This is a genomic window from Arthrobacter sp. P1_B11 (assembly GCF_056406715.1).
On record NZ_JBFTZQ010000019.1, the window covers coordinates 38,516 to 63,832 of the forward strand.

Here is a 25,317-nt window from a genome sequence, read left to right on the forward strand (position 1 = left end):
AGCCTAACTAGGACTAGGCCTTCACGGCGCCGGCGGCGAGGTCGACCCGCCAGTACCGCTGCAGGAAGAGGAACATGATGACCAGCGGAATGATTGAGAGCAGAGCGCCGGCCAGGACCAGCGTGTAGAGGGCAGGCGCCGACGCGCCCTGGTTGAGCAGGCCGTTGAGGCCTACGGTGATCGGGAACAGGTGGTCGTCGCCGAGCATGATGTAGGGCAGCATGAAGTTGTTCCAGATGGCGACGAACTGGAACAGGAAAATGGTGACCAGGCCCGGCAGCATCATGGGTGTGGCGATCCGGTTGAAGATGTACATTTCCCGGGCGCCCTCGGTGCGGGCGGCCTCGATGACGTCGCCGGGGACCGACGCTGCGGCGTAGATCCGGGCAAGGTAGATGCCGTAGGGGCTGATGATCTGGGGCAGCAGCACGGACCAGTAGGTATTGGTCAGCCCGGCCTGGGCGAGCATCAGGTATTGCGGGATGGCCAGGATGACGCCTGGAACCAGGACTCCCATGAGCAGGACCTTGAAGATGCCGTTCTTGCCCGGGAAGTCGAACTTGGCCAGGACGTAGCCCGAGAGTGCGGAGACCCAGGTGGAAACGACGGCGCCGATGCCTGCGTAGAGGGCGGTGTTGAGCATCCAGCGCCAGAACAGGCCGTCGCGGTATGCCGTGAGTTCGACGATGTTGTCCCAGAGGTGGGTGCTGGGGGCGAGGGTGAAGGTGGAGAACAGCTCCGTGCCGTCCTTGCTCGCGGCGGCCAGGACCCAGAAGACGGGGAAGAGGCAGTACAGCGCGCCCAGGATCAGGATTCCGGTGGAGAGGAAGCTGGGCTTCTCCCGGGTCCCGGCATCGCGGCTGGCCTGGGCGCGGACGGCCATGGGGCGGGTGGCGGTGGTGCTCACGGTCAGTTCTCCTGTCCGAAGGCCCGCTTCTGCACGATGCGCAGGAACAGGAAGGAAATAAGGAAGGTGGCCGCGGCGATGACGATGCTGGTCGCGGCGGCAGAGAAGACGTCGTTGCGGGTGAAGGCGTCCCGGTAGACGAGCATGAGCGGCGACCAGCTGGTGGACAGGCTGTTGGCCAGCGGGCGCAGCGTGGTCGGTTCGGCGAAGACCTGAAGGGTGGCGATCATCGAGAACAGGGCGGTCATCACCAGCGAGGGGGCGATGATGGGAATCTTGATCCGCAGCGCCGTCTGGATTTCCGAGCAGCCGTCGAGCTTGGCGGCCTCATAGATTTCGCTCGGTACCGCCTTCAGGGAGGTGTACATGACGATCATGTTGAACCCCACCCCGCCCCACAGGGCGATGTTGCAGATGGCGAATGTTACAAGATTGGGGTCCAGCAGGGACGGGAGCTCCAGGCCCATCTGGCGGGCCAGGAAGTGGAAAGGGCTGACGCCGGGCAGGTACAGGAAGCCCCAGAGCAGGGAGCTGATGACGGCCGGCACGGCGTAGGGCAGGAAGATCGCGGTGCGGGAGAAGTTGCCGGCCCGGGTGCGGCGGGAGTCAAGCAACAGGGCGAACAGCAGCGCGAATCCGAGCATCAGCGGGATGAGGATGACACCGTACAGCAGCACGCGCAACACGCTGGCGGTGAATTCGGGGTCGGTGAGCGAGCTGATGTAGTTGTCGAGGCCGGCGAAGACCTGGCTCTGGGAGCCCTTGCCCAGCCCCAGCCCGCTGACTTTCTTCTTCTGGAAACTCAGCACCAGGGTGTAGACGATCGGTGCCGCCATGAAGACGAGGAAAAGGACGATGCCGGGGGCGAGCATCGCGTACGGGACGAGCACCCGTGATCTGAAGTTCCTTGCCCGCCTGGGTTCTCCGGCGGGTGCGGTCTTCGCCGCCGGGCCGGGCCTGGTTACGGTCATTGCCACGGGTGCACTTCCTTGGTATCGGTAGTCGGTGGTGAAAGGCTTCCGGGAGGACGCGGCGCGCCCTCCCGAAAGGTCATTACTTGACGGTGAAGCCTGTCTTCTTCAGGTCGTCCACGGTGACCTGCTGCATGTTGCTCACGGCATCAAGGAAGGCACTCTTCTGCTTGGACTGTGCAGCCTTGGCGAACTGGTCGTTGTAGGCGTTGAAGGCCACGTTGACATTCGGGCCATAGGTAAAGGAGCCGACGTTCTGGGCGGCGTCACCGACAACCTTGTAGAAGTCGGGCTGGTTGCTGAAGAACTTGGGCGCCTCCGTCAGGGCCGATTCTGCCCCGGCAGAGTCCGCCGGGTAGATTCCGGTTTCGGTGACCAGGGCCTTGACGGCCTCAGCGTCCGTGTTCAGCCAGGTGGCGAATTTCGCCGCGGCGTCGAGATTCTTGGACTGCGCGGTCACGGCGGTGGAGGACCCGCCCCAGTTGCCGGTGGCAGGGTTGGCGGCGTCCCACTGCGGCATGGGCGCAGCCTTCCACTTGCCGGCCGTTGCACCGGCGTTGCCCGCGAGCACGCCCGGGCCCCAGGCGGCACTGAGCCAGCCGACCTGCTTGCCGGTGTTCAGTGCGGTGTTCCATTCGGGGGTGTACATCGGCTTGTTGTCGATGACGCCGTCCTGGACAAGGCCGCCCCAGTAGCCTGCCACTTTCTGGGTGGGCTCTTCATTCACCTTGACGCTCCAGGCGTCTCCGTCGATGCCCCACCAAGAGGCTCCGGCCTGCTGGGCCATGCCGGTGAACCAGCCGGCATCGTTCGAGGAGAACGTGCCAAGGTAAGCCTTGGGGTCAGCGGCGTGGACGGCCTTGGCCGTTGCAGCATACTCGTCCCACGTCTTGGGAACGGCGAGGCCGAGCTTCTCGAAAACGTCCGCACGGTAGTAGAAGACCATGGGGCCGGTGTCCTGCGGTACCGAGTACAGGGCGTCACTGCCCAGGGTCACCGAATTCCAGACCCCCTCCGGGAAGTGGCTCTTGGTTTCATTTGCGGGCGTCTTGGACAGGTCCGCCAGAGCGTCGGCGGCCACCAGGGTCGGGATCTTCTGATACTCGGCCTGGATCAGGTCCGGTGCGCCGCTGCCTGCCTTGACCGCGGTGAGCAGCTTCGTTACGGCCGGGTCGCCGCCGTCCTGCTTGTTGACGGTGACGTGGATGTTGGGGTTCTTCTTGTTCCAGATGTTGACCACCTTGTCCAGGTTCGGCGCCCAGGCCCAGTAGGTCAGTTCCACCTTCTGGTCAGGGTTTGCCGCGGCTGATGCCGTGGGCGAACTGGCCGGAGCTCCGCCGGAGCACCCGGCGGTGAGCATTGCGGCTGCGGCGAGCACTACTGCTGCGCCTGCACGAAATGACGTACGCATTTCGTCCTCCTTGTCGAAAAGCTTGAATTATCCGTCTGCATTATTGCCGCTCATTCGATCGAGGGCCGCATGACTGTGAGCGGTTCCAGTAATCCATAGAAATGTGATCCATGTCAACAGCCAAGCTGTCCTAACCACGTAACTTTCGGCCGTGATACAACTGGGAGCGCACACAGTTCTAAGGAGATCAAGAGATGACAGACGTCCTACAGCGCACCGCCCCCCGGAGCGTGCCGGCACCCTGGCTGGAGCGTCCGGCCGGGCTCTGCTACGGCGGGGACTACAACCCCGAGCAGTGGCCGCGGGAGGTCTGGGCCGAAGACATCGCACTCATGCGGGAAGCCGGGATCAACCTGGTCAGCATCGGCATCTTCTCCTGGGTCCTGCTGGAACCCCGCGAGTGCGAGTACGACTTCGAATGGCTGGATCACCTGATGGGCCTGCTCACGGACGCCGGAATCAGCGTGGACCTCGGCACCCCCACCGCGGCTCCGCCGGCGTGGTTCTGGAAGAAGTATCCGCAGGCCCGCCCGGTCACCCGGGAAGGAATGGCTTTGGGCAGCGGGTCCCGTGGCATGGCAAGCCCCAGCTCACCGGAGTACCTGCGGGCCGCCACCAGCATCACCGAACAGCTCGCCCGCCGCTATGGATCCCACCCCGGAGTGGTGCTGTGGCACGTCCACAATGAATACGGCGCACCGGTCAGCGAGTCCTACGACGACTCTTCAGTTGCGGCCTTCCGGGACTGGCTGCGCGCCCGCTACGGCACTCTGGAAAAACTGAATGAGGCCTGGGGCACCCTCTTCTGGGGCCAGAAATACGGTGAATGGGACGAGGTCGACGCTCCCAGGGTGGCGGCCAGCGTCAGCAACCAGGCGCAGCGGCTGGACTTCAAACGCTTCACCTCCAATGCACTGCTCAAGTGCTTCATTGCCGAGCGCGATGTGATCCGCCGGCACGCCCCCGGAGTGCCGGTCACCACCAACTTCATGGCGACCAACTGCCTTTCGCCGGACTACTGGGCGTGGAGTCGGGAGGTAGACATCGTCGCCAACGACCACTACCTCGTGGCTGAACGCACCGATAACCATGTCCTGCTTTCGATGGACGCCGACCTCACCCGCTCCCTCGCCGGTAACCGCCCGTGGATGCTGATGGAGCACTCCACCGGCGCGGTGAACTGGCAGGGCCGGAACATTGCCAAACGCCCCGGCGAGCTGGCGCGCAACAGCCTCTCCCACGTGGCCCGGGGCGCGGACGCCGTCATGTTCTTCCAGTTCCGCGCCTCCCGGTACGGTGCCGAAAAGTTCCACTCGGCCATGCTCCCCCACGCCGGAACCGGCACCCGAATCTGGCGCGAAGTCCTGGACCTGGGCGACGACCTGAACAAGCTGTCGTCCGTCAAGGGCTCAACAGTCCGGGCACGGGTTGCGATCCTCTGGGACGTGGAGTCCTTCTGGGCCCAGGACCTGGAATGGCGCCCCAGCAGCGACCTGGACCACCGCGAACGCATCGAGGCCTACTACTCCGTGCTGTGGAACCAAGGGATCACCGTCGATTTCGCCCATCCGGAAGCTGACCTGTCCGCCTACGACCTGGTCCTCGCACCTGCCCTCTATCTGATCGGTGAGAAGGCGGCCGCGAACCTGCGGGAATACGTCGACGGCGGCGGGCACTTCCTCGTCTCCTACTTCTCCGGAATAGTCGACGGCAACGACACCGTCCCGGCGGGCGCATCCCCGGGTGCCCTGCGCGACATTCTCGGACTGGAAATCTATGAGTTCCTGCCGCTCCGTGAGCAGGAGACGGTCAGCCTCAGCGGCGGCTCGGGCTCCGGCACGGTCTGGGCCGAGGACATCCACGTCGGCTCGGCAACGGTGGTTTCGCGCTACGTAGACGGACCTGCGGCCTCGGGGCCGGCAATTACCCGCAATGCCTTCGGCCGCGGCACCGCGTGGTACGTGTCCACCAAGCTCGACGACGGTGACCTCGCCGCCGTCGTTCTTGACGCCGCCGGCGCCGCCGGCATCGCAACGGCGCCCCAGCCCCCGCAGGGGCTGGAGGTCATCACGCGCAGCACCCCGACAGACCACTTCACGTTCCTGATCAACCACTCCGACGCCGACGCCGAGTACCCGGCCTCCGGCACGGACCTGCTCACCGGAGCAGCGTTCGAGCACACGGCGGTCGTCCCCGGCGGCACTGTCAGCGTCATCCACGCCCCGGAAGGAAACAGCTAGGCACCACAGACCGCCGGCCCGGATCCAGCACGATCCGGGCCGGCTTCCACACGTCGAGGAGGACGAGCAATGAAGAGCACCACCCCGCACAGCACCATCAGAAACAAACAGGCACGGCGCGTCATACCCGCGGCCGCCGCCATGGCACTGGCCGCCGGCACGCTGCTGGCCCCCGTTCCGGCGTTCGCCGCCGGTACAGTCGCCAACGCCGGCTTCGAATCGGGGTTCAGCGGCTGGACCGTGGCCGGTCCCGCAGGATCGGCGAAAACGGAAGGCGGCGGCAACCAGTCCGCGAGCCGCCTCACCCACTGGCTCGGTTCCGCGGGCACCGCCACCACCTCCCAGACCCTCACCGGCCTGACTGAAGGCTGGCGGACCTTCCGCGCAAACATCAAATCCGGCGGACCGGCGGGCTCTTCGAAGCTGGTCCTCACCGGCTGCGGCACCGATGGCTCCACGGTGCTGCCCTCCACCGAAACCGACGACAAGTGGCTGTCTCTGGCCGTGAGCGCCTACGTCAGCGGCGGCGACTGCACCCTGCAGCTGAGCACCACGGGTGCCGGCGCCTGGGCCAGCATGGACAACGTCACCTTCACCGGCGGGCGCGCCGAGCGCGCCATCCGTGGCACAGACCTTTCAGGCGTCCCCAAAAACGAGGACAACGGGGCAGCCTATTCCACCGCAGACGGCACGGCCGTGGATCCCGTCACGGCCTTCGCCGACGCCGGCGCCAACGTCGTCCGCCTCAAGGTCTGGGTAAACCCGGCAGACGGCTACAACGACAGCGCCCACATGGTCGCAATGGCCCGGCGCGCCAAGGACGCTGGCATGAAGGTCCTCGTCGATTTCCACTACTCCGACCGCTGGACGGACCCGGGCGCGCAGGGAATGCCCGCAGCGTGGAAAGGGTTCACCCCGGCGGCTCTCGCAGATGCCGTCTACGAGCACACACGAGACGTCATGTCGGCGCTCAAGGCTGCCGGAATCACTCCCTACGCCGCGCAGATCGGCAATGAAATCAACCCCGGGATGATGTGGCCGTACGGCCAGACCTGGGACGTCAACCCCAACGACTCCGTAAGCGGCGCACAGTGGGACAACCTCGCAGCCTTCCTCACAGCCGGATCCCGCGCCGTTGCCGAAGTCAGCCCGGACACCAAGAAAATCCTGCACCTGACCAACATCAACAACGGCATCGGCGGACTGACGTGGTGGTTTGATGAAGTCACCGCCCGCGCGGTGCCCTTCGACGTCATCGGCTTGTCCTACTACGGTTACTGGCACGGCACGCTCGCTGACCTGCAGAACGCCGTCAGCACCCTCTCTGCGCGGTACAGCAAGGACGTCCTGGTGGTCGAAACCGCCTACCCCTTCACCCTGGCCGACAACCCGAACTCGCCCTATGACAACGTCATCAAGAGCGCAACCTCGCTGGTCAAGGGCTACCCGGCCACGCCAGCCGGCCAGGCGGCCAACTTCCGCGCAGTCCAGGACGTCGTGGCCTCCGCGCCCGGCGGCAGGGGCATCGGAACTGTCTACTGGGAGCCGGCCTGGACGTCCGTGGTCGGAAGCGGCTGGGATCCCGAGGATCCTGCGTCGGGCAACGCCTGGGAGAACCAGGCCCTGTTTGACTACAGCAACAAGGCCCTGCCGGCCATGGCCGCCTACGCGGCAGATCCCGTGGCCCGCGCAGAGCTGACCGCCTTACCGGAGCCGGCTGACTTCGGCAATGTGAAGATCGGCGCGCGTGCCACCCGCCCCGTAACTTTGCACAACAGCGGAAGCGCCACGTTCACCGGCACCATCAGTGCTGCTGCGCCGAAGGGCTTCGACTTCAGGCCGTCCTCCCCGGAGGCCATCGCCATACCGCCCGGAGAAACACGGACCGTTGGCAACCTCACGTGGCACGCCACGAAGTTCGGTGCCATGACTGCCGGGCTCACGCTGACGGCAACTCCTGACTCGTCGGGATCGGCCGGGCAACCAGCAGGCGTGGCCCCGTTCGGCGGCGACGTCACGGTCCCCCTTACCGGGACAACCGTGAAGCGCACCCAGGACTAAGCAGAAAGGTATCCCACCATGAACACCACCACCGCCCAACCCGTCGAAGTGAAGGTGGACAGCGCCCGCCACGTCGAAGAGCGGCTAAATTCCGTGGTCCGGGACCTCCAGATGGTCGCTTCCCGCACCCACGACAAGGGCATTCTGGTCACGTGGCTCAGCCCCGGGCATTACACCGTTTCACTCAGCGACGACGTCCCCTACGGCCTGACCCGCGAGCTGGTCCACTAAAGAACGAGCTGGTCCACTAAAGAAGAGGGCAGGCCTGCGACCCAAAGAGCCGCAGGCCTGCCGTTCCCCTGTAGTGCAGATCCCCGAGGATTCACGGGATGGCCCTTGGGCATTTCCCGGGCTTCGGATGTCTGCGCCACCGCCGCAATGAGGATGGAACACGGCCAGTGTGGACGGGGCAGGTTCTGGAAAACTTGAGGATTTCGCTGCCTGGCGCCTGACCCCACCCAAATTGGGTATCGGACAGATCAGTCTCTTTCGGCCCGGGCGGCGGGATGGGTAGGCCTCCGCCGCTACCCTAGATCCAGTTGTTGCGCTTGAACGCGACGTACAGGATTATGCCCATGCCGACCATCAGGCCGATGGCCATCGGGTAGCCGAAAACCCACTCGAGTTCAGGCATGGAGTGGAAGTTCATGCCGTAGATGGTGCCGATCAGCGTGGGCGCGAAGAGGATGGCCGCCCACGAGGAAATCCTCTTGACTTGCTCGCTCTGGGCGAAGCTGGACTCAGTGAGTCGGCGCATTTCATCATTCTGCCGCTGCGCCACGAGGGCAGCATTGACCGCGAGCGCATTCTGGAGCAGGGCGCGAAAGGACGCGATCCGGTCGTTCAACCGCAGGACATGATCCAGGACATCCCGGAGGTGGTCCTGCAGTTCCGGGCCGGGGTGGTGGTCGGGCGTACCCGTCATGAGCGCCTGCAGGATGCCGGCCAGCGGCCCGGTGGCGCGCTGGACCGTGATGACCTGGCGGGAGAGCTCATAAATCCGGCGGGAGACCTCCGGGTCCGCGCCGAAGAGTTCGTCCTCTATTTCATCGATGTCGTTCTCGAGGCCGGCGGCCACGGGCTCATATTCGTCCACCACCTGGTCCAGGATGGCGTACAGCACCGCATCCGGCCCGAGGGCGAGGAACCCGGGCTGGGATTCCATGCGCCGGCGAACCTTGGCCAGGTCCGGCGATTCGGCATGGCGGACGGTCACCACGAAGTCGGGCCCAATGAAGATGTGGATCTCGCCGAACTCCACCTTTTCCACGTCATCGAGATAGCGGGCCGGGCGCAGCACCATGAACAGGGTCTCGCCGTAGTGCTCCAGCTTCGCCCGCTGGTGGCCGGTCAGCGCGTCCTCGACTGCCAGCGGGCTGAGATCAAATTCGTCGGCCACCGAACGTAACTCCGGCGCATCCGGCCGGTAGAGACCGATCCATGCCATTCCCTCGCGCTGGCGCAGCAGGAAATACGTCTCCTCCAGCCCCTCAGGGTCCGCCGTCCGGCGGCCTTCGACGTACACAGCGTTGTCGACAATGGTCACGGCAGCGACTCCTTCGTTGGACCGGCACCCTTGGCTGTGACGTTATCCCTTCCCCGGGGCGGTGCCAACACTCCTGGCACACCGGGCGCGTATGGAAAGCGTTAAGAAGCGTATGGAAACCGTTAAGACCCGCCCCCGCCGGGCCTGGCCCGTGCTGTCATGAAGCAAGAGGACGCCCCGGCCGCCGTGGCCGCAGGCCGATCCTCGGCAGGAGCCGATTTGGATGAACACCACCCCTCGCCCGGAACCGGGCTCGCCGGCCATCCCGGGCAATGCCGGCCACGCGCAGGATTTCGTCGCCGTGGATGACAGCGGAGAGTTTTCCTATCACCGGTCTGAAGAGGAACTCCTGCCGGCATTTGAGTACGTGGGCGAAGCGGCGTGCATCATCGACCGCAGTGGCGACGAGCGGCGCCTGGCCCTCGCCCCGGACCGCCGCCTCGTGCTGGGGCCGGCAACCGGTCCGGTGGAGTTCCACTGGCTCCGCCAGGCTTGGCTGGCGGCGCAGGACGTGCATCCGGACGCGCTTCGGCTTCGGCGTTTTTACCCCGAAACCCTGACTGATCTGCTGCAGGACCTGTTCGAAACGCTCGCCCTGGAAGCGGGCCCGGCCGTGGGTTCCTGGACCGTGGTCATCGAAGGGGTCGCATCGCACACGCCCGACCTGCAGGAGATCGATCGCAGACTTTCCCACGGGGACGAGCTGGACGACGTTCATGTCCAGGATCCCTTCGGCCACACCTACCGGCCCGTCCGGCGACGCAGGCACTGGTATCTGCCGGCCACCGCCGGATTCATTTGTTATGTCGAAGTGCGCAACGCCCGGAGAGGCTCACATGACCACGCTTAGCAGACCGCCGTTGGATCCTTCGGCGCCCAGCCCGGGGGCCAGGGAAAAATTCAGGAACTGGCTGCTGTTCGGCCTGCAGGACGCCAAGGGTTCACACCAAGGCCCAGGCGCTGTGGGCGATTCCCATCTGAAGAAGCATTCCTGGTGGCAGGTGATGTGCCTGACCGGTGTGGACTATTTCTCCACGCTGGGTTACCAGCCGGCCATCGCCGCGCTTGCGGCCGGCGTGATTTCCCCGCTGGCCACCCTCGTGCTGGTGGCCGTGACCCTGCTGGGCGCCCTGCCCGTATACCGCAGGGTAGCCGGTGAAAGCCCGAGGGGCGAAGGGTCCATCGCGATGCTGGAGCGCCTGCTGCCGCGCTGGGGCGGCAAACTCCTCGTCCTGGTGCTGCTGGGCTTTGCGGCCACTGACTTCATGATCACCATGACCTTGTCGGCTGCCGATGCGACAGCGCACGCGATCCAGAACCCTTATGCCCCCGGCTGGCTGCAGGGCAACAGTGTCGCTGTCACGTTGGTCCTGCTGGCGCTGCTTGCCGCGGTATTCCTCCGCGGCTTTAAGGAGGCCATCGGCGTCGCGGTGGCCCTGGTCGCCATCTATCTGGGCCTGAACGTGGTGGTGGTCGCCTCGACCGTCTTCGAAGCGTTGACCCATCCGGTGGCCGTGGGCGACTGGTGGCACGCCCTGACCACATCGCACGGAAGCCCCGTCATGGTGGTCGGCATTGCCCTGCTGGTTTTCCCGAAACTGGCCCTGGGCCTGTCCGGCTTCGAAACGGGCGTGGCGGTGATGCCCCAGATCCAGGGGCGGCCAGGCGACACCGAAGAGCATCCGGCGGGCAGGATCGATGGCGCCAGGAAGCTGCTGACCACTGCCGCCGTCATCATGAGTTCGTTCCTGGTCACCACGAGCTTCACCACGGTGGTTCTGATCCCTGCCCAGGAGTTCGAGCCCGGCGGACAGGCCAACGGCCGGGCCCTGGCGTTCCTGGCCCATGAATATCTGGGGAACGGATTTGGCACCCTTTATGACCTGAGCACCATCGCCATCCTCTGGTTCGCCGGCGCCTCCGCCATGGCAGGGCTGCTGAACCTCGTGCCGCGGTACCTTCCCCGCTACGGTATGGCCCCGGGGTGGGCCAGGGCGGTTCGGCCGCTGGTGCTGGTCTTCACGCTGATCGGGTTCCTGGTCACCATCCTCTTCAAGGCCGACGTCGATGCACAGGGCGGCGCCTACGCCACCGGCGTGCTGGTGCTGATGACCTCGGCAGCGGTGGCGGTCACGCTTTCGGCCCGCCGCCGCCAACAGCGCAAGCGCACGATCGGGTTCGGAGCCATCGCAATAGTGTTCATTTACACCACGGTGGCCAATATCTTCGAACGGCCCGAAGGCCTCCGGATCGCCTCGTTCTTCATCCTCGGCATCATCGTGATCTCGCTCCTGTCCCGGATCCGGCGTTCCTTTCAACTGCACGCCACCCACGTCCACCTCGACCGCCAGGCGCTGGAATTCATGTCCTCCAACCTGGACGGGCCGATCGGCATCATCGCGCACGAGCCGCTGCGCCTGACCGCGGAAGCCTACCGGGACAAGCTGACCTCTGCGATCGAGGTCAGCCACCTGCCGCTGGACTACCAGGCGTTGTTCCTGGAGGTGATCGTGGACGATTCCTCGGACTTCGAAACGGCCCTGGAGGTCCGCGGAATCGTCCGGCACGGCTACCCGGTTCTTGAGGTGCACGGGCCGGTGGTGCCAAACTCCATCGCCTCGGTGCTCCTGCATATCCGGGACGTGACCGGACTGATGCCGCACATCTACTTCCGCTGGACTGAAGGCAATCCTGTGGTCAATCTGCTCCGGTTCCTGTTTCTCGGAGAGGGCGAGATCGCACCTGTCACCCGCGAGGTCCTGCGCGAAGCGGAGCCGGACGTGTCGAGGCGCCCGTGGGTCCACGTCGGCTGAGCAGGGGACGGGGTCAGAGACGTGTCAGATTCGGGCGTGCTGGCCGCGGCTGAAAGGCCGGCCGAACGACGCCGCACCGAGAAATTCAACGGCCACGAACGGCTCGGCACCCACCACCCATTCGTCGTGGCCTGGCGGAATGGCGTAGGTGTCATTGGCGTGGATGATGGACTTCTGGCCGTCGGGTGTGGCGATTTCCAGCGTGCCCGACAGGCAGAATCCGAGGTGGTTGTGTTCGCAGAAATCTGTCTTCTCCGTGTGTTTGGAGCACACCGACCACTGCCAGCCCGGGGCGAGAATCAGCCGGGCGACCGAGTAGTCGTTCACACTCACGAGATCCACCTCGGCTTTGTCCGGATACCTTTTCTTATCCGGGACGTCGAAGGATTTAACGGCAAAAGCAGTAACGAAATTAGCGGTCATGGGACGCTACCTGGGGACTAAGTTGAGACCTGATGTTGTGGTGCTCCGGAGCGGAGCAAAGCTGAAGGTTTGCGGACTGCAGACCGAGGCCTGAATGTGCGAACAGCCCGCAAGTGCTGCTGCCCCCTCCAGCGCACGCGCGTGCAACAGATCCTTGTTGCCGTAGTTCAACGTTAGCCCTCCCGGGGCCTAAGTCAATGGGGAAAAATCGGTCAGGCATCCCGAAGGGCGGGGCTGTCCCAGCAGTGTTAAGGCAGCGGTTGCCGTCAGTTCACTACCAGTCGGTAGCGTCGCCCCGGTCCGAACCAACGAGAGGCCCCTCCCCAATGAGCACCACCCGCACCCGCACCATCGTCGCGGCCGTGATCGCGGCCGCCTTCGCAGCGTCGGCCATCGGCGGCACGGCTGTCGCCCAGGCCTCCCAAAACCCTGGAGACCAGAATCCCGGCAATGCCGGCCACCACGGGGCGGACACCGCCGTCGCAGACGCCTTCACCGCCGTCGACCGCAACACCGCCTGGCAGCTGACCAGCAGGCTGGAACTGGACTTCCCGACGTTCCACACCGAGGGGATAGCGTTCACGAAGGACCACATTTTCCTGTCCTCGGTGGAGATTATCGAGCCCACCGTGAAGTTCCCGAGCCCGCAGGGCGGCTACGACCGTACGCCCGGCAAGGGAACAGGACACCTGTTTGTCATGGACAAGGCGGGGAACCTCCAGAAGGACATCGTCCTGGGCGAGGGCGCCATGTACCACCCGGGCGGCATCGATTTCGACGGCACCAACGTCTGGGTTCCGGTCGCGGAGTACCGCCCCGACAGCAGCTCGATCGTGTACCGCGTTGACGCCCGCACGCTGGACGTCCACAGGCAGTTTGAGGTCAAGGACCACTTCGGCGGCATTGTCATGGACAAGCAGACCGGCCACCTCGTAGGCAATACCTGGGGTTCGCGCCGCTTCGCCGAGTGGAACCTGAAGGGCAAGGAGCTAACCTCCTGGCAGAACCCGGACAACTTCATCGACTACCAGGACTGCCAATACGCGGCGAGTTCCACGATGTTGTGCGCCGGGATAGCCAACCTGCCCCAGACACCTGCCGCAGGAGGTCCTTCCGCGACGTACGAGCTGGGCGGCATGGCACTGATCGACATCAACACCCACAACACACTGCACGATGCACCGTTCCAGCGGTGGAGCGCGGGCGGCCACGTCGCGACCCGCAACCCGTTCAAGATGACGGCCGAGGGGAACCACCTCACCATGCGGGTGGCCCCGGACAATGGCGAAGAGGGCAATGGGACCGAAATCCTGACCTACGAGGCGATGGTGACGCCCCCGCACTAAGCATCACAGCGCGAACGAACACTGGAGACCCTTTTCCAGAGGGCAAGCGGACGACGGCGGGGCGCACCCGCCGTCGTCCGCTGTCTTTTAGCCGATCCCTTCTGAGTCAGTGGAAGGGAGGGGCTGAACCCTTCCCGCGTCATGAGAAAGAAATCTTTGATGTGAGCCTCTTCACACGGTAGCCTCATTAAAAATGTAGCCTCACTAACAACTTGTGATGCTCGCTAAGCAACATGAGGCGTTGCCGTCGGATGGAGATCAGCGTGGAAAATAGGCAGCATAAGGCCAAAGGCGGCCAAAGCGGCCGCGGCAAAGTAACCGAGGTAGAAGCCTTCGGCATCGAACAGATCCCGGAGAAGCACCGGAATGCCACCGCTTTTGATCTGTTCAGGGTCTCGTTCGGCGGCGCCAACACGTTTTCCACGGCGTTCCTTGGAGCGTTTCCCATCCTCTTCGGCCTCTCCTTCTGGCAGGGTCTCGCAGCCACGGTCCTCGGCCTGGCTGTCGGGGCGCTCCTGCTGGCGCCGATGGCCGTTTTCGGGCCGACAAACGGTACCAACAACGCGGTCTCGTCGTCCGCCCACCTTGGCGTCCACGGCCGGGTCGTGGGGTCGTTCCTCTCGCTCCTGACCGCCACCGCGTTCTTCTCCATCTCGGTGTGGAGTTCCGGCGACGCTCTGGTGGGAGGCCTCAACCGCCTGGTTGGCCTGCCCCAGGACATGGGTTCCTTTGCCGTGGCCTACGGGCTCTTCGGGGTTCTGGTGCTGGCTGTCTGCATCTACGGGTTCCGGTTCATGCTGCTCGTGAACAAGATCGCCGTCACGGCGGCCACCCTCCTGTTCGTGGTCGGATACATCGCGTTCGCCGGAGACCTGGATCTGAACTTTGCCGGCGCCTTCGGCGTGGGCCTGGACGGCCTGGGCGTAGCCGGTTTCATCCCGGCGTTCATCGGCGCCGCCCTCATCGTGATGTCCAACCCAATTTCCTTTGGCGCCTTCCTCGGCGACTGGGCGCGGTACATTCCCACGAACACCCCCAAGCGCAAGGTCATGGGGGCCGCCCTCCTGGCACAGCTCGCCACCCTTGTACCGTTTGTCTTCGGGCTCGCCACCGCCTCCATCATCGCCACCAAGGCACCGGAGTTCATGGATCCGGCGGCCCCCAACTATGTGGGCGGGCTCCTGGCAGTCTCCCCCGCCTGGTACTTCGTCCCGCTGTGCGCGATCGCCCTGATCGGCGGCATGTCCACGGGTGCGTCCTCGCTGTACGGAACCGGACTGGATTTCAGCAGTGTCTTCCCGCGCTTCAACCGCGTGCAGGCCACGGTGTTCATCGGCGTGCTGGCCATTGCGTTCATCTTCGTGGGCCGTTTCGCCTTCAACCTCGTCCAGAGCATCTCCACCTTCGCCACGCTGATTGTCACGTGCACTGCCCCCTGGATGGTGGTGATGATCATCGGCTTCATCACCCGCCGCGGCTGGTACGACGCGGAGGCCCTGCAGGTCTTCAACCGCCGCCAGACAGGCGGCCGCTACTGGTTCAACCATGGCTGGAACCTGCGCGGAATGCTGGCGTGGCTGCTGAGCGCCGCGGCGGGACTGTGCCTGGTCAACATGCCCGGCCAATTCCAGGGCCCGCTGGGCAACCTCGCTGGCGGCGTGGACATCAGCCTCCCAGCCTCCTTGGTCCTTGCCGCGGTGCTCTATCTGGGGCTGCTCTGGATCTTCCCCGAACCCCGCGCCGTGTTTCCCGAGGCCGGTCCGCGCTGGATTCCCAGCCGGAACGTTGCCGTGCCTCCGGTGACGGACAGCGCCGGACACGTCGTTGCGCCGGGGCACCAGGATCTGGATCTGAACCTGGATCTGGACGAACTGGCGGTCCGACCGTGACCTGGATGGATCTGAGCGTCCCGCTCCGGACGGGGATGCCCGTCTATCCCGGAGATCCCGAAGTGCGGATCACCCCGGCGCTGACGGCCGACGGCGACGGCGCCAACGTGCTTGCCCTCGCCCTCGGCTCCCACTCGGGAACGCACCTTGACGCACCGTTCCACGTCCACGATGCCTTCCCGGCACTCGATGCGCTGCCGCCGGCCCAGTTCAACGGACCCGTGGAACTGGTCGACGTCCGCTCCGCCGGGCCGGGCGGCGTTATCACTGCGGAACACCTCGCCGGCATCCGGCCGGCTCCCGGCGACGGACGGGCAGGGCATCCGGACCGGATCCTGTTGCTCCACACGGGCTTCGCCAGCCACTGGGGCTCGCCAGAGTACCTGGACCATCCGTGGCTCCACGCCGACGCCGCGCAGCTGATCGTGGACCGCGGCTACCGTACCGTCGGGCTGGATGCGCTGAGCGTTGACAGGACAGCGGGCCAAGACTTCCCGGCACACCACATCCTGGCCGCGAACGGGTGCGTTATCGTCGAAAACCTCACCGGGCTGGAACAGATTGAACGGGCAGCGGCTGGGGGCGCCGGCGTCGAGGTTTTCCTCTTTCCGCTCAGCATTCCCGACGCCGACGGGGCACCGATCCGGGCCATGGCACGTCTCGCCGGGACTGCGCCGCTGAGCCGGGCGGACGTCCAGGATGCCGCCGACCGACTGGTCGCTGCCTTCGCATCGACGGATACCGAGCGCTACTTCGCCGCGTTCAGCCCATCGGCCACGTTCATTTTCCATCCGGAGCCTGAGTCGCTGGGTTCCCGAAGCGAGTATCGGGAGGTGTGGGATACCTGGGTGGGTTCGGGCTGGAAAGTCCTCGATTGCCGCAGCAGCGAGCAGAACATCCAGATGCTCGGCACTACGGCGATCTTTACGCACCGCGTGGCCACACTCGTCCGGACCGGACCCGGCCGCAGAACCCTGGCCAGCGATGAACGGGAGACCATCATATTCACCCGGACCGAAACCGGCGACGTACTTGCCGTGCATGAGCACCTCTCGGCCGTTCCAGCGGCGGCCGAGGACAGCTGACCGCGCAGTTACTGGAAGTCAGCCAGCCACAGGTCCGGGCCGAAAACCTCGTACTGGATGTCTTTTTAGGCAATTCCTGGAGGTCGGCGGTCACCCGGGCGATGAAAACAGGGCTTGTCGGGTCCGGCAAAAGCGGACACGACGGCGGGATCCACCCGCCGTCGTCCTCTTGCGTTACCCGGCACTGGCTGTCGGCTACCAGCTACCGGCCGTAGATCTTGACGAAATTCCGCAGGATCTTCATGGGCTCTGTTGCCGTGAAGGTCCGGGCAGCCTCCATCAGTTCCTCAGCAGATTCGGGCGGGAAGTACCCGGCGTGGCGGTAGATGTCGATCCTGGTCACGAGGCCTTCGGCATCAAGCTCGGGATGGAACTGCGTGGCGTACAAGTTCTTCTTGATCCGGAACATGTGCACCGGGCAAGCCGCCGAGCTTGCCAGCAGCACCGCATGGGAGGGAAGGACCGTGCAGCCTTCCTTGTGGCCGGTGAAGGCGGTGAACTGTGCCGGCATTCCGGCCAGCAGCGGGTCCTCCAGGCCCTCCGGGCTCAGGCTGATGGTCACGCCGCCCAACTGCTCCCCGTAGGTCCGGTCAATCACCGCGCCCTGGTGCAGGCCGAGGGTTCCGACTCCGTAGCAGGCGCCCAGGAACGGGAAGTCCTCGGCCACAATCCGGTCCAGCAGCGCCGACAATTCACGCTCCACCCGGCGCTGGGACTCTGATTTATGGTCTGCGGGGTCGCTGGACGTGAACGGGCTGCCGCCCACGATTACACCGGAATAATCGTCCAGGTCGAGATGCGGGAGCGGAGCCTGCTCCATCCGGATCCGTCTCAGCTGGTCCGGCTCCAGCCCGCCGTAGCGGAGGTAGGCCTCGTACTCATCCTCGGCGGCGGCGTCTTCGGCCCGCGAGGCGAGCAACAGAAACGGCTTCATGCTCACTTCAGCAGCGCCACGTCGGAGACAAGATCGATATGCTCCAACATCGCCGCTGCTGCGGCCGCGGAGTCCTGGGCCCTGATGGCGTCGGCGATCTTGCGGTGGGAGGCGAGTGACTGCTCCGGCCTGCCAGGCTGCCCGAGCGATTCGAGCCGGGTTTCCAGGATCATCCCGGCAATGAACGTCATGAGCTGGGCAAGAACCGCGGAATGCGCGGCGGCAGTGACCGCCTGGTGGAAAAGCTCGTCGCCGCGTGCGCCCTTGGCACCCGAGGCCACTTCTTCTGCCATCGCGTCCAGCGCGTTCTCGATGGCCTTCATGTCAGAGTCGGTCCGCCGGGTGGCCGCCAGTTCCGCCAGTTTGACCTCAAGCGTGCTGCGCGCCTCCACGATCTCGGGGAGCCTGCTGCGGTGCTCGCGGAGGCCTTTGATCACGGACGGGACGTTGGGCCGGTAGACCAGCACCGCGCCGGTGCCGTGCTGGACGTCGATCACACCGAGCACCTCGAGGGCCACCAGCGCCTGGGCAAGCGTTGCCCGCGAGACACCCAGCCGCTCAGCCAGGTCGCGCTCTGCCGGCAGGGTGTCGCCCGGTCCCAGCTGGGCGGACTCGATGAAGTCCATGAGTTGCTCCACCAGTTGCTCGTAGAGCCGCGGCCGCGAGAGACGGGAGATCTGTTGCGTTGCTGCTTTCCTGGGCATGCGCGTCCTTCCGGCGTCGTCGTCAACCCCAGCCTAGCGGAGAACTATTGACAAAGTCACCTAGTGTCTAGGAGGCTAGGCCAGTGAGCCAGTAAGCCACGTCACATCCAATCTCTTGATCCGGAGGAACAACGATGTCCGCTCCCGTACTGTCCATCATCATCCTGGCGGTGATGTTCCTGCTGGCCACGGTGCTGCCCCTCAACATGGGTGCCCTGGCTTTCGTAGGGGCGTTCGTCCTGGGATCAGTCGTGCTGGGGATGTCCACCAACGACATCCTTGCCAACTTCCCCGGCGGCCTGTTCCTGACGATCGTCGGGGTCACCTACCTGTTCGCCATCGCCCAAAACAACGGCACCATAGATCTGCTGGTCAGGGGCGCCGTCCGGCTCGTCGGCAGCAAAGTGGCCCTCATCCCCTGGGTCATGTTCGCCATCACCGCCCTGATCACCGCCGTGGGCGCCCTGTCGCCCGCCGCCGTCGCCATCATTGCGCCGATTGCCCTGAGCTTCGCCGCCAAGCACAAGATCAACCCGCTCATGATGGGCATGATGGTCATCCACGGTGCCCAGGCCGGCGGCTTCTCCCCCATCGCCGTCTACGGTGTCACTGTCAACGGCATCATCGCCAAGACGGACCTGCAAACGAACCCCATGGCGATCTTCCTGGCCAGCTTCGTCTTCAACCTCGCCATTGCCGTGGTGCTGTCCATCGTCCTTGGCGGCAACAGGTTCCGCTCCACGAAGGCCGGCCGCCTGGTGGAACAGGCCGCTGAAACCCGCATGTCCGTCAGCGTCGGTGCCCGTGCGGCCGGCGTCACGCTGCAGGGCTCCGGCTCGGACATCTCCCCCGCCGGCGTCTCCGCGAAGGGCACCAGCACCCCGGGTTCCGCCGCTTCCGGCGCCGCCGCTTCCGCCGCACCGGCTGCCGGGAACGGTGCCCGTGCCAACGTTCCCCAGCTTGTCACCATCCTCGGTCTGGTGGCCCTCGCCGTCATTTCCCTCGGCTTCAAGGTGGACGTCGGCTTCGTCTCCATCACCATCGCCATCATCCTGGCCCTCGTGTCCCCGGCCGCCCAGAAGGGCGCCGTGAACAAAATCAGCTGGTCAACCGTCCTGCTCATCTGCGGCATGTTGACCTTCGTGGGCGTCCTCGAGGAAGCCGGCACCATCAAGTTCGTTTCCGACAGCGTGTCGAACATGGGCATGCCGCTGCTGGCAGCCCTGCTGATCTGCTACATCGGCGGCATCGTCTCGGCCTTCGCCTCCTCTACGGCCATCCTCGCCGCTCTCATCCCGCTGGCAGTTCCCTTCCTGGCCAGCGGCGAGGTGGGCGCCGTGGGCGTCATCGCAGCGCTGGCAGTCGCTTCCACGATCGTGGACGTCTCTCCCTTCTCCACCAACGGCGCCCTGGTTCTGGCCAACGCACCGGAAGACGTGGACAAGGACAAGTTCTACAAGCAGATCCTCGCCTACAGCGGCATCGTGGTTGCCGCCGGACCCGCCGTCGCTTGGCTGGTCATGGTGGTCCCGGGCTGGATGTAGCCCGGAACCGGAACGCCACCCCTGCAGCAAAGCCCGTACAGCAAGTAAGGAAACCCCGCATGAGCACTGATTTCACGCCCCAGGCAGAGGGCCCCCTCTCGGGCTACCTCGTGGTGGACCTGAGCCGCGCCCTCGCCGGGCCCCACGCCGGAATGATGCTGGCCGACCTCGGCGCGCGCGTCATCAAGGTCGAGAACCCGGGCACCGGAGACGACACGCGCGGCTGGGGGCCGCCGTTCGTCGGCCCCGAGGACGATCCCCAGGCCACGTATTTCCTATCGTGCAACCGCAACAAGGAATCCATTGCCCTCGACCTGAAGAGCGACGACGGGCGGACGGTCCTGCGCGAACTGCTGGAACGGGCGGACGTCGTGATCGAGAACTTCCGTCCCGGCGTACTGGACCGGCTGGGATTCTCGGCCGCCGAGATGCACGCGCTGAATCCGGCGCTGGTGGTCCTGTCCATCACCGGTTTCGGGCACGACGGTCCGGAGTCCCGGCGAAGCGGCTACGACCAGATCCTGCAGGGCGAAGCCGGGCTGATGTCCCTGACTGGCTCCGGCCCGGACGATCCCCAGCGGGTGGGCGTGCCCATCGCGGACCTGCTGTCCGGCATGTACGGCGCGTTCGGCACCCTCGCGGCACTCCTTCAACGCGAACGCACCGGCCAGGGGCAGATAGTCCGCACGTCCCTTCTTGCGGCACTGATCGGGGTCCATGCCTTCCAGGGCACCAGGGCCACGGTCGCGGGTGAGGTCCCCAAGGCGCAGGGCAACCACCATCCGTCCATCGCGCCGTACGGCCTGTTCCACTGCCGGCAGGGCAGGGTCCAGATCAGCGTGGGAAGCGAAAAGCTGTGGGCCACGTTTGCCTCGACCTTCGGGATCGACGCCACGCGGCCGGAGTTCGCCACCAACGCGGACCGGGTGCGCAACCGCGAAAAAGTCATCGAAGAGGTCGAACGGGTATTCTCCGACTTCGAGGCCGAACCGCTGCTCGGCAAGCTCAACGAGGCCGGAATCCCGGCGGGCAAGGTCCGGACGCTGGACGAAGTCTATGAGTGGGAACAGGTCCACTCGCAGGGGCTCGTGATCGACGTCGAGCACAAGATCCTCGGGAACGTAAGCCTGCCGGGGCCGCCGCTGCGGTTCTTCAGCGCGGCCGACACCGCCGAAACAACGCTGAAGGCGCACACAGCCCCGCCGCTGCTGGATCAGGACGGGGACCAGATCCGGCAGTGGCTGGGCCTGGCTCCGGCAACCCTCGGCAGCTCAGGTTCCGGGCAGGAAGGCCGCTGAGAATGCTGACACAACAGAAGGTGCGGCACCTGGGCGCCACGGAGCTCATTGCCGCCGTGATCGATCCCGGCTCCTACCGGAGCTGGGACACCCCGGTCTCGGACCCTGACCCGGGTCCCGAGTACCGGCTGGAACTGGCGGCGGCCCGCGAGAGGACGGGGGTGGATGAGTCCGTCCTGACCGGGGAAGGCCTCATCCGCGGCCGCCGGGTGGCGGTTATCGTCAGCGAGTTCCGATTCCTGGCAGGCTCCATCGGGCTTGCCGCGGCGGAGCGGATCGTGAACGCCGTCGAGCGGGCAACCCGGGAAGGACTTCCACTGCTGGCCGGACCCGCCTCCGGGGGCACGCGCATGCAGGAAGGGACCATCGCCTTCCTGTCCATGGTGAAAATCAGCGCGGCGGTCCGGGCGCACCGGCAGGCCGGACTGCCCTACCTCGTCTATCTGCGCCATCCCACCACCGGCGGAGTCATGGCCTCCTGGGGCTCGCTGGGCCACATCACGGTGGCCGAGCCGGGCGCCCTGCTCGGCTTCCTGGGACCACGGGTTTACGAGGCGCTCTATGGCACACCGTTCCCGGAAAACGTCCAGGTCGCCGAAAACCTCTTCGACAAGGGCCTGGTGGACGCGGTGGTCCCGCCCTGGCAGCTGTCCGACGTCGTTGACCGCGCCTTGGGCATACTTGTCACCGGCCCGCATCCGCGCGTCAGTCCGCCGCGGACCCTGTCCGTAAAACCCTCCGGCGCCGGCGCCTGGGAATCGATCGAAATCTCGCGCAACCCGCGGCGACCGGACCTGCGGCAGCTGCTCGCGTACGGGGCCAGGGACGTGCTGCCGCTCAACGGCACCGGCCAGGGCGAAAAGGATCCGGGACTGCTGCTGGCGCTGGCCCGCTTCGGCCAAAAGTCCTGTGTGGTGATCGGCCACACCCGGCCGCGGCCCTCACAGCAGACGGCCATGGGACCGGCATCCCTGCGTGAAGCGCGCCGGGGCATGCGGCTGGCCGAGGAGCTGGGGCTACCGCTCCTGACGGTCATCGACACCGGCGGCGCCGCACTGTCCAAGGAGGCCGAAGAAGGCGGCCTGGCCGGCGAAATTGCCAGGTCCTTGCACGACCTCATCGGCCTGAACTCCCCCACGGTATCCGTGCTGCTCGGCCAGGGGGCCGGTGGCGGGGCGCTGGCCCTGCTGCCGGCAGACCGGACCATCGCGGCCCAGCACGCCTGGCTGTCCCCGCTCCCGCCCGAAGGCGCGAGTGCCATCGTCCACCGGAGCACCGACTTTGCGCCGGCCATGTCCGAGGCCCAGGGCGTCAGCGTGGCATCCCTGTACGCCAACGGCCTCGTGGACCACATTGTGGACGAACGCAGCGACGCCGCGCTCGAAGGCAAGGCCTTCTGCCAGCGCCTCGGGCAGGCCATCGAGTACGAACTGTCCACCCTGGCGTCCGCAGGGATCAGCGAACTGCTGCCCCGGCGGCTGGATAAGTACCGCAATCTGGGTGGCCTCGTGGCCGAGGCCGCCAACCCGGCCTGACCAAAGGTGCCGACCGGACCGTCCCGCCCGGACCGGCCCGGCCTGCACCTGCTGGCCGGGCCGGCAGGTGCTCGCCGGCGCTTCCTGGCCGGACGTCAGAGCGTGGCGGGATCAGAGCGTGGCGGGATCGGTGTTGGCGCCGCACAGGATCACGGCAACCCGCTCGCCCGCAGCCGGGACGTAGGCACCCGAGCTGAGGGCGGCATAGGCGGTGGCTGCACCGTGCTCCACCACCATGCGGTACTCCGCCCACAGCTGGGAGCGCGCGGCGACGATCTCGTCGTCGGACACCAAAACGCTCCGGACGCCCGTCCGCACGGCCACCTCAAAGCCGATCGTTCCAATCCTGCGTGCGCCGAGCGAGTCTGCGGCGATTCCCGAAACAGCCACATCCACCGGCTTCCCGGCCGCCAGGGCGGCATGAAGTGTCGGTGCGCTGGCGGGCTCCACGCCCACCACCCTCGCCCGGCCTTCTACCGCGGCGGCGATGCCGCCCATGAGTCCACCGCCGCCGACGGCGACCAGCACCGTGTCCACGTCCGGCACCTGTTCGAGGAGTTCCGAGCCGACAGTGCCTGCACCGGCCACTATCTCCGGCTGGTCGTAGGCGTGGCAGTAGACGGCACCCGTCTCACCCGCATAGGCCATCGCGGCATCATAGGCCTCCGCGTATTCCGCGCCGCGCTGGATGACTGAAGCCCCCGTCTCCCTGAGCTTCCTGACCTTCACCGCAGGGGCGGACTCCGGAACGAAGACCGCAGCCGGCACTCCCGCCCTGGCGGCGGCATAGGCGTTGGCGAGGCCGGCATTGCCACCGGACGCCACGACTATGCCGACGTCGTCCTTCAACTCGCCGCGCTCCCTGCAGGCCAGCACGCGGTTAAAGGCCCCCCGGGCCTTGAACGTGCCAGTGTGCTGCATGAACTCGCACTTCAGCCAGACCGCACCGGGAAGGCTTCCGGCGTCGGCCGCCATGACCGGCGTGCGACGCACCAGCCCGGCAATCCGCGCTGTGGCTTCATCAACGTCGGCTCGGGTGATCATCAGTGCTGTACCTCGTTCGCTCGGGCCGGACTGGCAGGAGCAGGCGCCAGCTGAATGCGCCTGCCGACGCTACGCTACCCCGTGGCCCCGAGGGCGGGTTTTCGTGGTGGATGAAGCGGCCTTCACGTGGCGGTGGATCGGGCCGCGGCATTCCGCAACCCGATCCATCCCGGGGTTGCCGCTAGCGGACGGGGTTGCCGAGTTCGCGGAGCGGGATTTTGTTGGTTTCGCGGGCCCAGAAGGCGCCGGCGACGGCGAGCAGTGAGGACGCTGCAACGATCCAGGCGGCGGGGCCCCAGTTCGCCTTTTCGGCGCCGACGAGGGCGGTGCCGAGCAGCGGGGTGAAGCCGGCGCAGAGGATGCCCACCTGCAGGCCGATGGCCATGCCGGAGTAGCGGACCTTGACGTTGAACAGCTCGGAGAACCAGGCCGGGTAGATGGCGTTGGACATCGCGTAGGTCCCGGCGGTGATCAGGGTGCTGGTGAGGAAGATCATCGGAATGTTGCCGGTGGAGATGACCGAGAAGTACACGAAGATCATCGCACCGGAGCCGAGGACGCCGGCGATGAAGATGGGTCGGCGGCCGAACCGGTCGGAGAGGTGCGCCATGAGCGGCTGGGTGAACATGGCCAGGACATTGCCGGCGATGCTGACCCAAAGCATGGTGGAGGCAGGGACCCCGACGGACACGGCGTAGGCGAGGCCGAAGGACTGCATGAAGGTGTTGGTGACGGTTTCGAAGGACATCAGGGCCACCTGGAAGAACTGTGCCGGGTGGGTCTTGAACATCTTCGCGAACGGGAGTTTCACGAGTTCGCCGTGGTCGTGCTTTTCCTCAAAGACCTCGGGCTCGTCGAGGGAACGGCGGACCAGGTAAGCGACGATAAGCACGATGATGGACAGCCAGAACGGAATGCGCCAGCCCCAGGCGAGGCGGTCCACTTCGCTCATCGCGGCCACGGGCAGGAACGCCAGGGAAGCCAGGACGATGCCGGCGGAAATGCCGCTCATGGCGAAGCTGGCGAAGAAGCCGCGGCGCCCTTCCGGGGCTTCTTCGGTAGACAGGGCCGAGGCGCCCGCCGTTTCCGCGCCCGCGGAGAGTCCCTGCATGAGGCGCAGCAGCACCAGCAGGGCAGGCGCCCAGTAGCCGGCGGTGGCGAAGTCAGGCAGCGCGCCGATGAGGAACGTTGCCGATCCCATCAGTACCAGCGTCAGCACGAGGGTGTTCTTGCGGCCGATCTTGTCGCCCAAATGGCCGAAGACCACCGCGCCGAACGGCCGCGCGACATAGGCCACGCCGAAAGTGGCGAACGAGGCAATCAGGGCCACGGTGGGGTTGCCGGCCGGGAAGAAGATCTTGGAGAAGACCAGCGAGGCCGCGGTGGCGTAGATGAAGAAGTCGTAGTACTCCAGCGCGCCGCCCAGGAACGCAGCCAGGGCCGCCTTCCTGGCCCGCTTGAGCTGCACCGGGTCTGCCGTGGCTGTGGAGCCGTTTACGAGGTTGGTCATTCTGATGGTCCTTCCACACTGAAAGACGGTGGTTTAGATGGGTGGGAAATGCAGTT

Annotated in this window: 20 protein-coding genes; 11 read left to right on the forward strand and 9 right to left on the reverse strand. The window is 65.8% G+C overall.

The features are described 5' to 3' along the window. Window positions 1–13: 13 nt before the first annotated feature. The 3 genes from AC1D14_RS15170 to AC1D14_RS15180 all read right to left on the reverse strand — a co-directional run bounded on the left by AC1D14_RS15170 (window position 14) and on the right by AC1D14_RS15180 (window position 3,289). Window positions 14–883 (reverse strand): carbohydrate ABC transporter permease, encoded by an 870-nt coding sequence (locus tag AC1D14_RS15170; protein ID WP_476882193.1) that lies wholly within the window; start codon window positions 881–883, stop codon window positions 14–16. A 26-nt stretch (window positions 884–909) separates the two neighbouring features. Continuing rightward, window positions 910–1,878, reverse strand: coding sequence for a carbohydrate ABC transporter permease (locus AC1D14_RS15175; RefSeq protein ID WP_476968731.1), 969 nt, complete (start codon window positions 1,876–1,878; stop codon window positions 910–912). An 82-nt stretch (window positions 1,879–1,960) separates the two neighbouring features. Then, the gene (locus AC1D14_RS15180; RefSeq protein WP_476968718.1) at window positions 1,961–3,289 is read right to left on the reverse strand and encodes an ABC transporter substrate-binding protein; all 1,329 of its coding nucleotides are present in this window, start codon (window positions 3,287–3,289) and stop codon (window positions 1,961–1,963) included. A 194-nt stretch (window positions 3,290–3,483) separates the two neighbouring features. Here AC1D14_RS15180 and AC1D14_RS15185 point away from each other — a divergent pair, with 194 nt between their 5' ends. From AC1D14_RS15185 to AC1D14_RS15195, 3 genes are all read left to right on the forward strand, one after another. Then, window positions 3,484–5,529, forward strand: coding sequence for a beta-galactosidase (locus tag AC1D14_RS15185; protein WP_476968719.1), 2,046 nt, complete (start codon window positions 3,484–3,486; stop codon window positions 5,527–5,529). Window positions 5,530–5,598: 69 nt separating this feature from the next. Then, window positions 5,599–7,590: a glycosyl hydrolase 53 family protein gene (locus AC1D14_RS15190; RefSeq protein WP_476968720.1), complete on the forward strand. Its 1,992-nt coding sequence runs from the start codon at window positions 5,599–5,601 to the stop codon at window positions 7,588–7,590. An 18-nt stretch (window positions 7,591–7,608) separates the two neighbouring features. Beyond that, the gene (locus tag AC1D14_RS15195) at window positions 7,609–7,821 is read left to right on the forward strand and encodes a hypothetical protein (RefSeq protein ID WP_230118594.1); all 213 of its coding nucleotides are present in this window, start codon (window positions 7,609–7,611) and stop codon (window positions 7,819–7,821) included. 298 nt (window positions 7,822–8,119) lie between these two features. Here the strand turns inward: AC1D14_RS15195 and AC1D14_RS15200 are convergent, their stop codons facing one another. Next, a complete protein-coding gene (locus AC1D14_RS15200) occupies window positions 8,120–9,136 on the reverse strand; it encodes a magnesium and cobalt transport protein CorA (RefSeq protein ID WP_476968721.1) in 1,017 nt (338 codons plus the stop codon). 223 nt (window positions 9,137–9,359) lie between these two features. On the opposite strand from AC1D14_RS15200, the gene AC1D14_RS15205 reads away from it, so the two are divergent. Both AC1D14_RS15205 and AC1D14_RS15210 read left to right on the forward strand, forming a co-directional pair. Continuing rightward, window positions 9,360–9,986 (forward strand): hypothetical protein, encoded by a 627-nt coding sequence (locus AC1D14_RS15205; protein ID WP_476876305.1) that lies wholly within the window; start codon window positions 9,360–9,362, stop codon window positions 9,984–9,986. Beyond that, window positions 9,973–11,949, forward strand: coding sequence for an APC family permease (locus AC1D14_RS15210; protein ID WP_476968722.1), 1,977 nt, complete (start codon window positions 9,973–9,975; stop codon window positions 11,947–11,949). Before AC1D14_RS15205 ends, AC1D14_RS15210 begins: the two co-directional genes overlap by 14 nt. Before the next feature lie 24 nt (window positions 11,950–11,973). Here the strand turns inward: AC1D14_RS15210 and AC1D14_RS15215 are convergent, their stop codons facing one another. Further along, a complete protein-coding gene (locus tag AC1D14_RS15215; RefSeq protein ID WP_230118590.1) occupies window positions 11,974–12,372 on the reverse strand; it encodes a cupin domain-containing protein in 399 nt (132 codons plus the stop codon). A gap of 326 nt (window positions 12,373–12,698) precedes the next feature. On the opposite strand from AC1D14_RS15215, the gene AC1D14_RS15220 reads away from it, so the two are divergent. From AC1D14_RS15220 to AC1D14_RS15230, 3 genes are all read left to right on the forward strand, one after another. Then, a complete protein-coding gene (locus AC1D14_RS15220) occupies window positions 12,699–13,718 on the forward strand; it encodes a DUF6454 family protein (protein WP_476876306.1) in 1,020 nt (339 codons plus the stop codon). A 263-nt stretch (window positions 13,719–13,981) separates the two neighbouring features. Then, a complete protein-coding gene (locus AC1D14_RS15225) occupies window positions 13,982–15,607 on the forward strand; it encodes a purine-cytosine permease family protein (protein WP_476876307.1) in 1,626 nt (541 codons plus the stop codon). A 5-nt stretch (window positions 15,608–15,612) separates the two neighbouring features. Next, window positions 15,613–16,692, forward strand: a complete 1,080-nt coding sequence (locus AC1D14_RS15230) for a cyclase family protein (protein WP_476876308.1) — start codon at window positions 15,613–15,615, stop codon at window positions 16,690–16,692. A gap of 202 nt (window positions 16,693–16,894) precedes the next feature. Here AC1D14_RS15230 and AC1D14_RS15235 read toward each other — a convergent pair whose 3' ends face one another. Next, on the reverse strand, window positions 16,895–17,626 hold the full coding sequence (locus AC1D14_RS15235; protein WP_476876309.1) for a glutamine amidotransferase: 732 nt from the start codon (window positions 17,624–17,626) through the stop codon (window positions 16,895–16,897). Window positions 17,627–17,628: 2 nt separating this feature from the next. Continuing rightward, on the reverse strand, window positions 17,629–18,330 hold the full coding sequence (locus tag AC1D14_RS15240) for a FadR/GntR family transcriptional regulator (protein WP_230118585.1): 702 nt from the start codon (window positions 18,328–18,330) through the stop codon (window positions 17,629–17,631). 134 nt (window positions 18,331–18,464) lie between these two features. On the opposite strand from AC1D14_RS15240, the gene AC1D14_RS15245 reads away from it, so the two are divergent. The 3 genes from AC1D14_RS15245 to AC1D14_RS15255 are packed head-to-tail and all read left to right on the forward strand — an operon-like array spanning window position 18,465 to window position 22,707. Further along, window positions 18,465–19,874 (forward strand): SLC13 family permease, encoded by a 1,410-nt coding sequence (locus tag AC1D14_RS15245; protein ID WP_230118584.1) that lies wholly within the window; start codon window positions 18,465–18,467, stop codon window positions 19,872–19,874. A gap of 59 nt (window positions 19,875–19,933) precedes the next feature. Beyond that, the gene (locus AC1D14_RS15250) at window positions 19,934–21,172 is read left to right on the forward strand and encodes a CaiB/BaiF CoA transferase family protein (RefSeq protein ID WP_230118583.1); all 1,239 of its coding nucleotides are present in this window, start codon (window positions 19,934–19,936) and stop codon (window positions 21,170–21,172) included. A gap of 2 nt (window positions 21,173–21,174) precedes the next feature. Continuing rightward, window positions 21,175–22,707, forward strand: a complete 1,533-nt coding sequence (locus AC1D14_RS15255) for a carboxyl transferase domain-containing protein (RefSeq protein ID WP_476968723.1) — start codon at window positions 21,175–21,177, stop codon at window positions 22,705–22,707. Between the two features lie 111 nt (window positions 22,708–22,818). On the opposite strand, the gene AC1D14_RS15260 is transcribed toward AC1D14_RS15255, so the two are convergent. Together AC1D14_RS15260 and AC1D14_RS15265 are read right to left on the reverse strand one after the other, a co-directional pair. Continuing rightward, the gene (locus tag AC1D14_RS15260; RefSeq protein WP_230118581.1) at window positions 22,819–23,751 is read right to left on the reverse strand and encodes a threonine/serine dehydratase; all 933 of its coding nucleotides are present in this window, start codon (window positions 23,749–23,751) and stop codon (window positions 22,819–22,821) included. 181 nt (window positions 23,752–23,932) lie between these two features. After that, window positions 23,933–25,261 (reverse strand): MFS transporter, encoded by a 1,329-nt coding sequence (locus tag AC1D14_RS15265; protein WP_230118580.1) that lies wholly within the window; start codon window positions 25,259–25,261, stop codon window positions 23,933–23,935. Window positions 25,262–25,317: the final 56 nt, after the last annotated feature.

Bases quoted from the DNA above. Each gene is read 5' to 3' on its own strand.
- AC1D14_RS15170 (WP_476882193.1), bottom strand. From the start codon at position 883: ATGGCCGTCCGCGCCCAGGCCAGCCGCGATGCCGGGACCCGGGAGAAG.
- AC1D14_RS15175 (WP_476968731.1), bottom strand. From the start codon at position 1,878: ATGACCGTAACCAGGCCCGGCCCGGCGGCGAAGACCGCACCCGCCGGA.
- AC1D14_RS15180 (WP_476968718.1), bottom strand. From the start codon at position 3,289: ATGCGTACGTCATTTCGTGCAGGCGCAGCAGTAGTGCTCGCCGCAGCC.
- AC1D14_RS15185 (WP_476968719.1), top strand. From the start codon at position 3,484: ATGACAGACGTCCTACAGCGCACCGCCCCCCGGAGCGTGCCGGCACCC.
- AC1D14_RS15190 (WP_476968720.1), top strand. From the start codon at position 5,599: ATGAAGAGCACCACCCCGCACAGCACCATCAGAAACAAACAGGCACGG.
- AC1D14_RS15195 (WP_230118594.1), top strand. From the start codon at position 7,609: ATGAACACCACCACCGCCCAACCCGTCGAAGTGAAGGTGGACAGCGCC.
- AC1D14_RS15205 (WP_476876305.1), top strand. From the start codon at position 9,360: ATGAACACCACCCCTCGCCCGGAACCGGGCTCGCCGGCCATCCCGGGC.
- AC1D14_RS15210 (WP_476968722.1), top strand. From the start codon at position 9,973: ATGACCACGCTTAGCAGACCGCCGTTGGATCCTTCGGCGCCCAGCCCG.
- AC1D14_RS15215 (WP_230118590.1), bottom strand. From the start codon at position 12,372: ATGACCGCTAATTTCGTTACTGCTTTTGCCGTTAAATCCTTCGACGTC.
- AC1D14_RS15220 (WP_476876306.1), top strand. From the start codon at position 12,699: ATGAGCACCACCCGCACCCGCACCATCGTCGCGGCCGTGATCGCGGCC.
- AC1D14_RS15230 (WP_476876308.1), top strand. From the start codon at position 15,613: ATGGATCTGAGCGTCCCGCTCCGGACGGGGATGCCCGTCTATCCCGGA.
- AC1D14_RS15235 (WP_476876309.1), bottom strand. From the start codon at position 17,626: ATGAAGCCGTTTCTGTTGCTCGCCTCGCGGGCCGAAGACGCCGCCGCC.
- AC1D14_RS15240 (WP_230118585.1), bottom strand. From the start codon at position 18,330: ATGCCCAGGAAAGCAGCAACGCAACAGATCTCCCGTCTCTCGCGGCCG.
- AC1D14_RS15245 (WP_230118584.1), top strand. From the start codon at position 18,465: ATGTCCGCTCCCGTACTGTCCATCATCATCCTGGCGGTGATGTTCCTG.
- AC1D14_RS15250 (WP_230118583.1), top strand. From the start codon at position 19,934: ATGAGCACTGATTTCACGCCCCAGGCAGAGGGCCCCCTCTCGGGCTAC.
- AC1D14_RS15255 (WP_476968723.1), top strand. From the start codon at position 21,175: ATGCTGACACAACAGAAGGTGCGGCACCTGGGCGCCACGGAGCTCATT.
- AC1D14_RS15260 (WP_230118581.1), bottom strand. From the start codon at position 23,751: ATGATCACCCGAGCCGACGTTGATGAAGCCACAGCGCGGATTGCCGGG.
- AC1D14_RS15265 (WP_230118580.1), bottom strand. From the start codon at position 25,261: ATGACCAACCTCGTAAACGGCTCCACAGCCACGGCAGACCCGGTGCAG.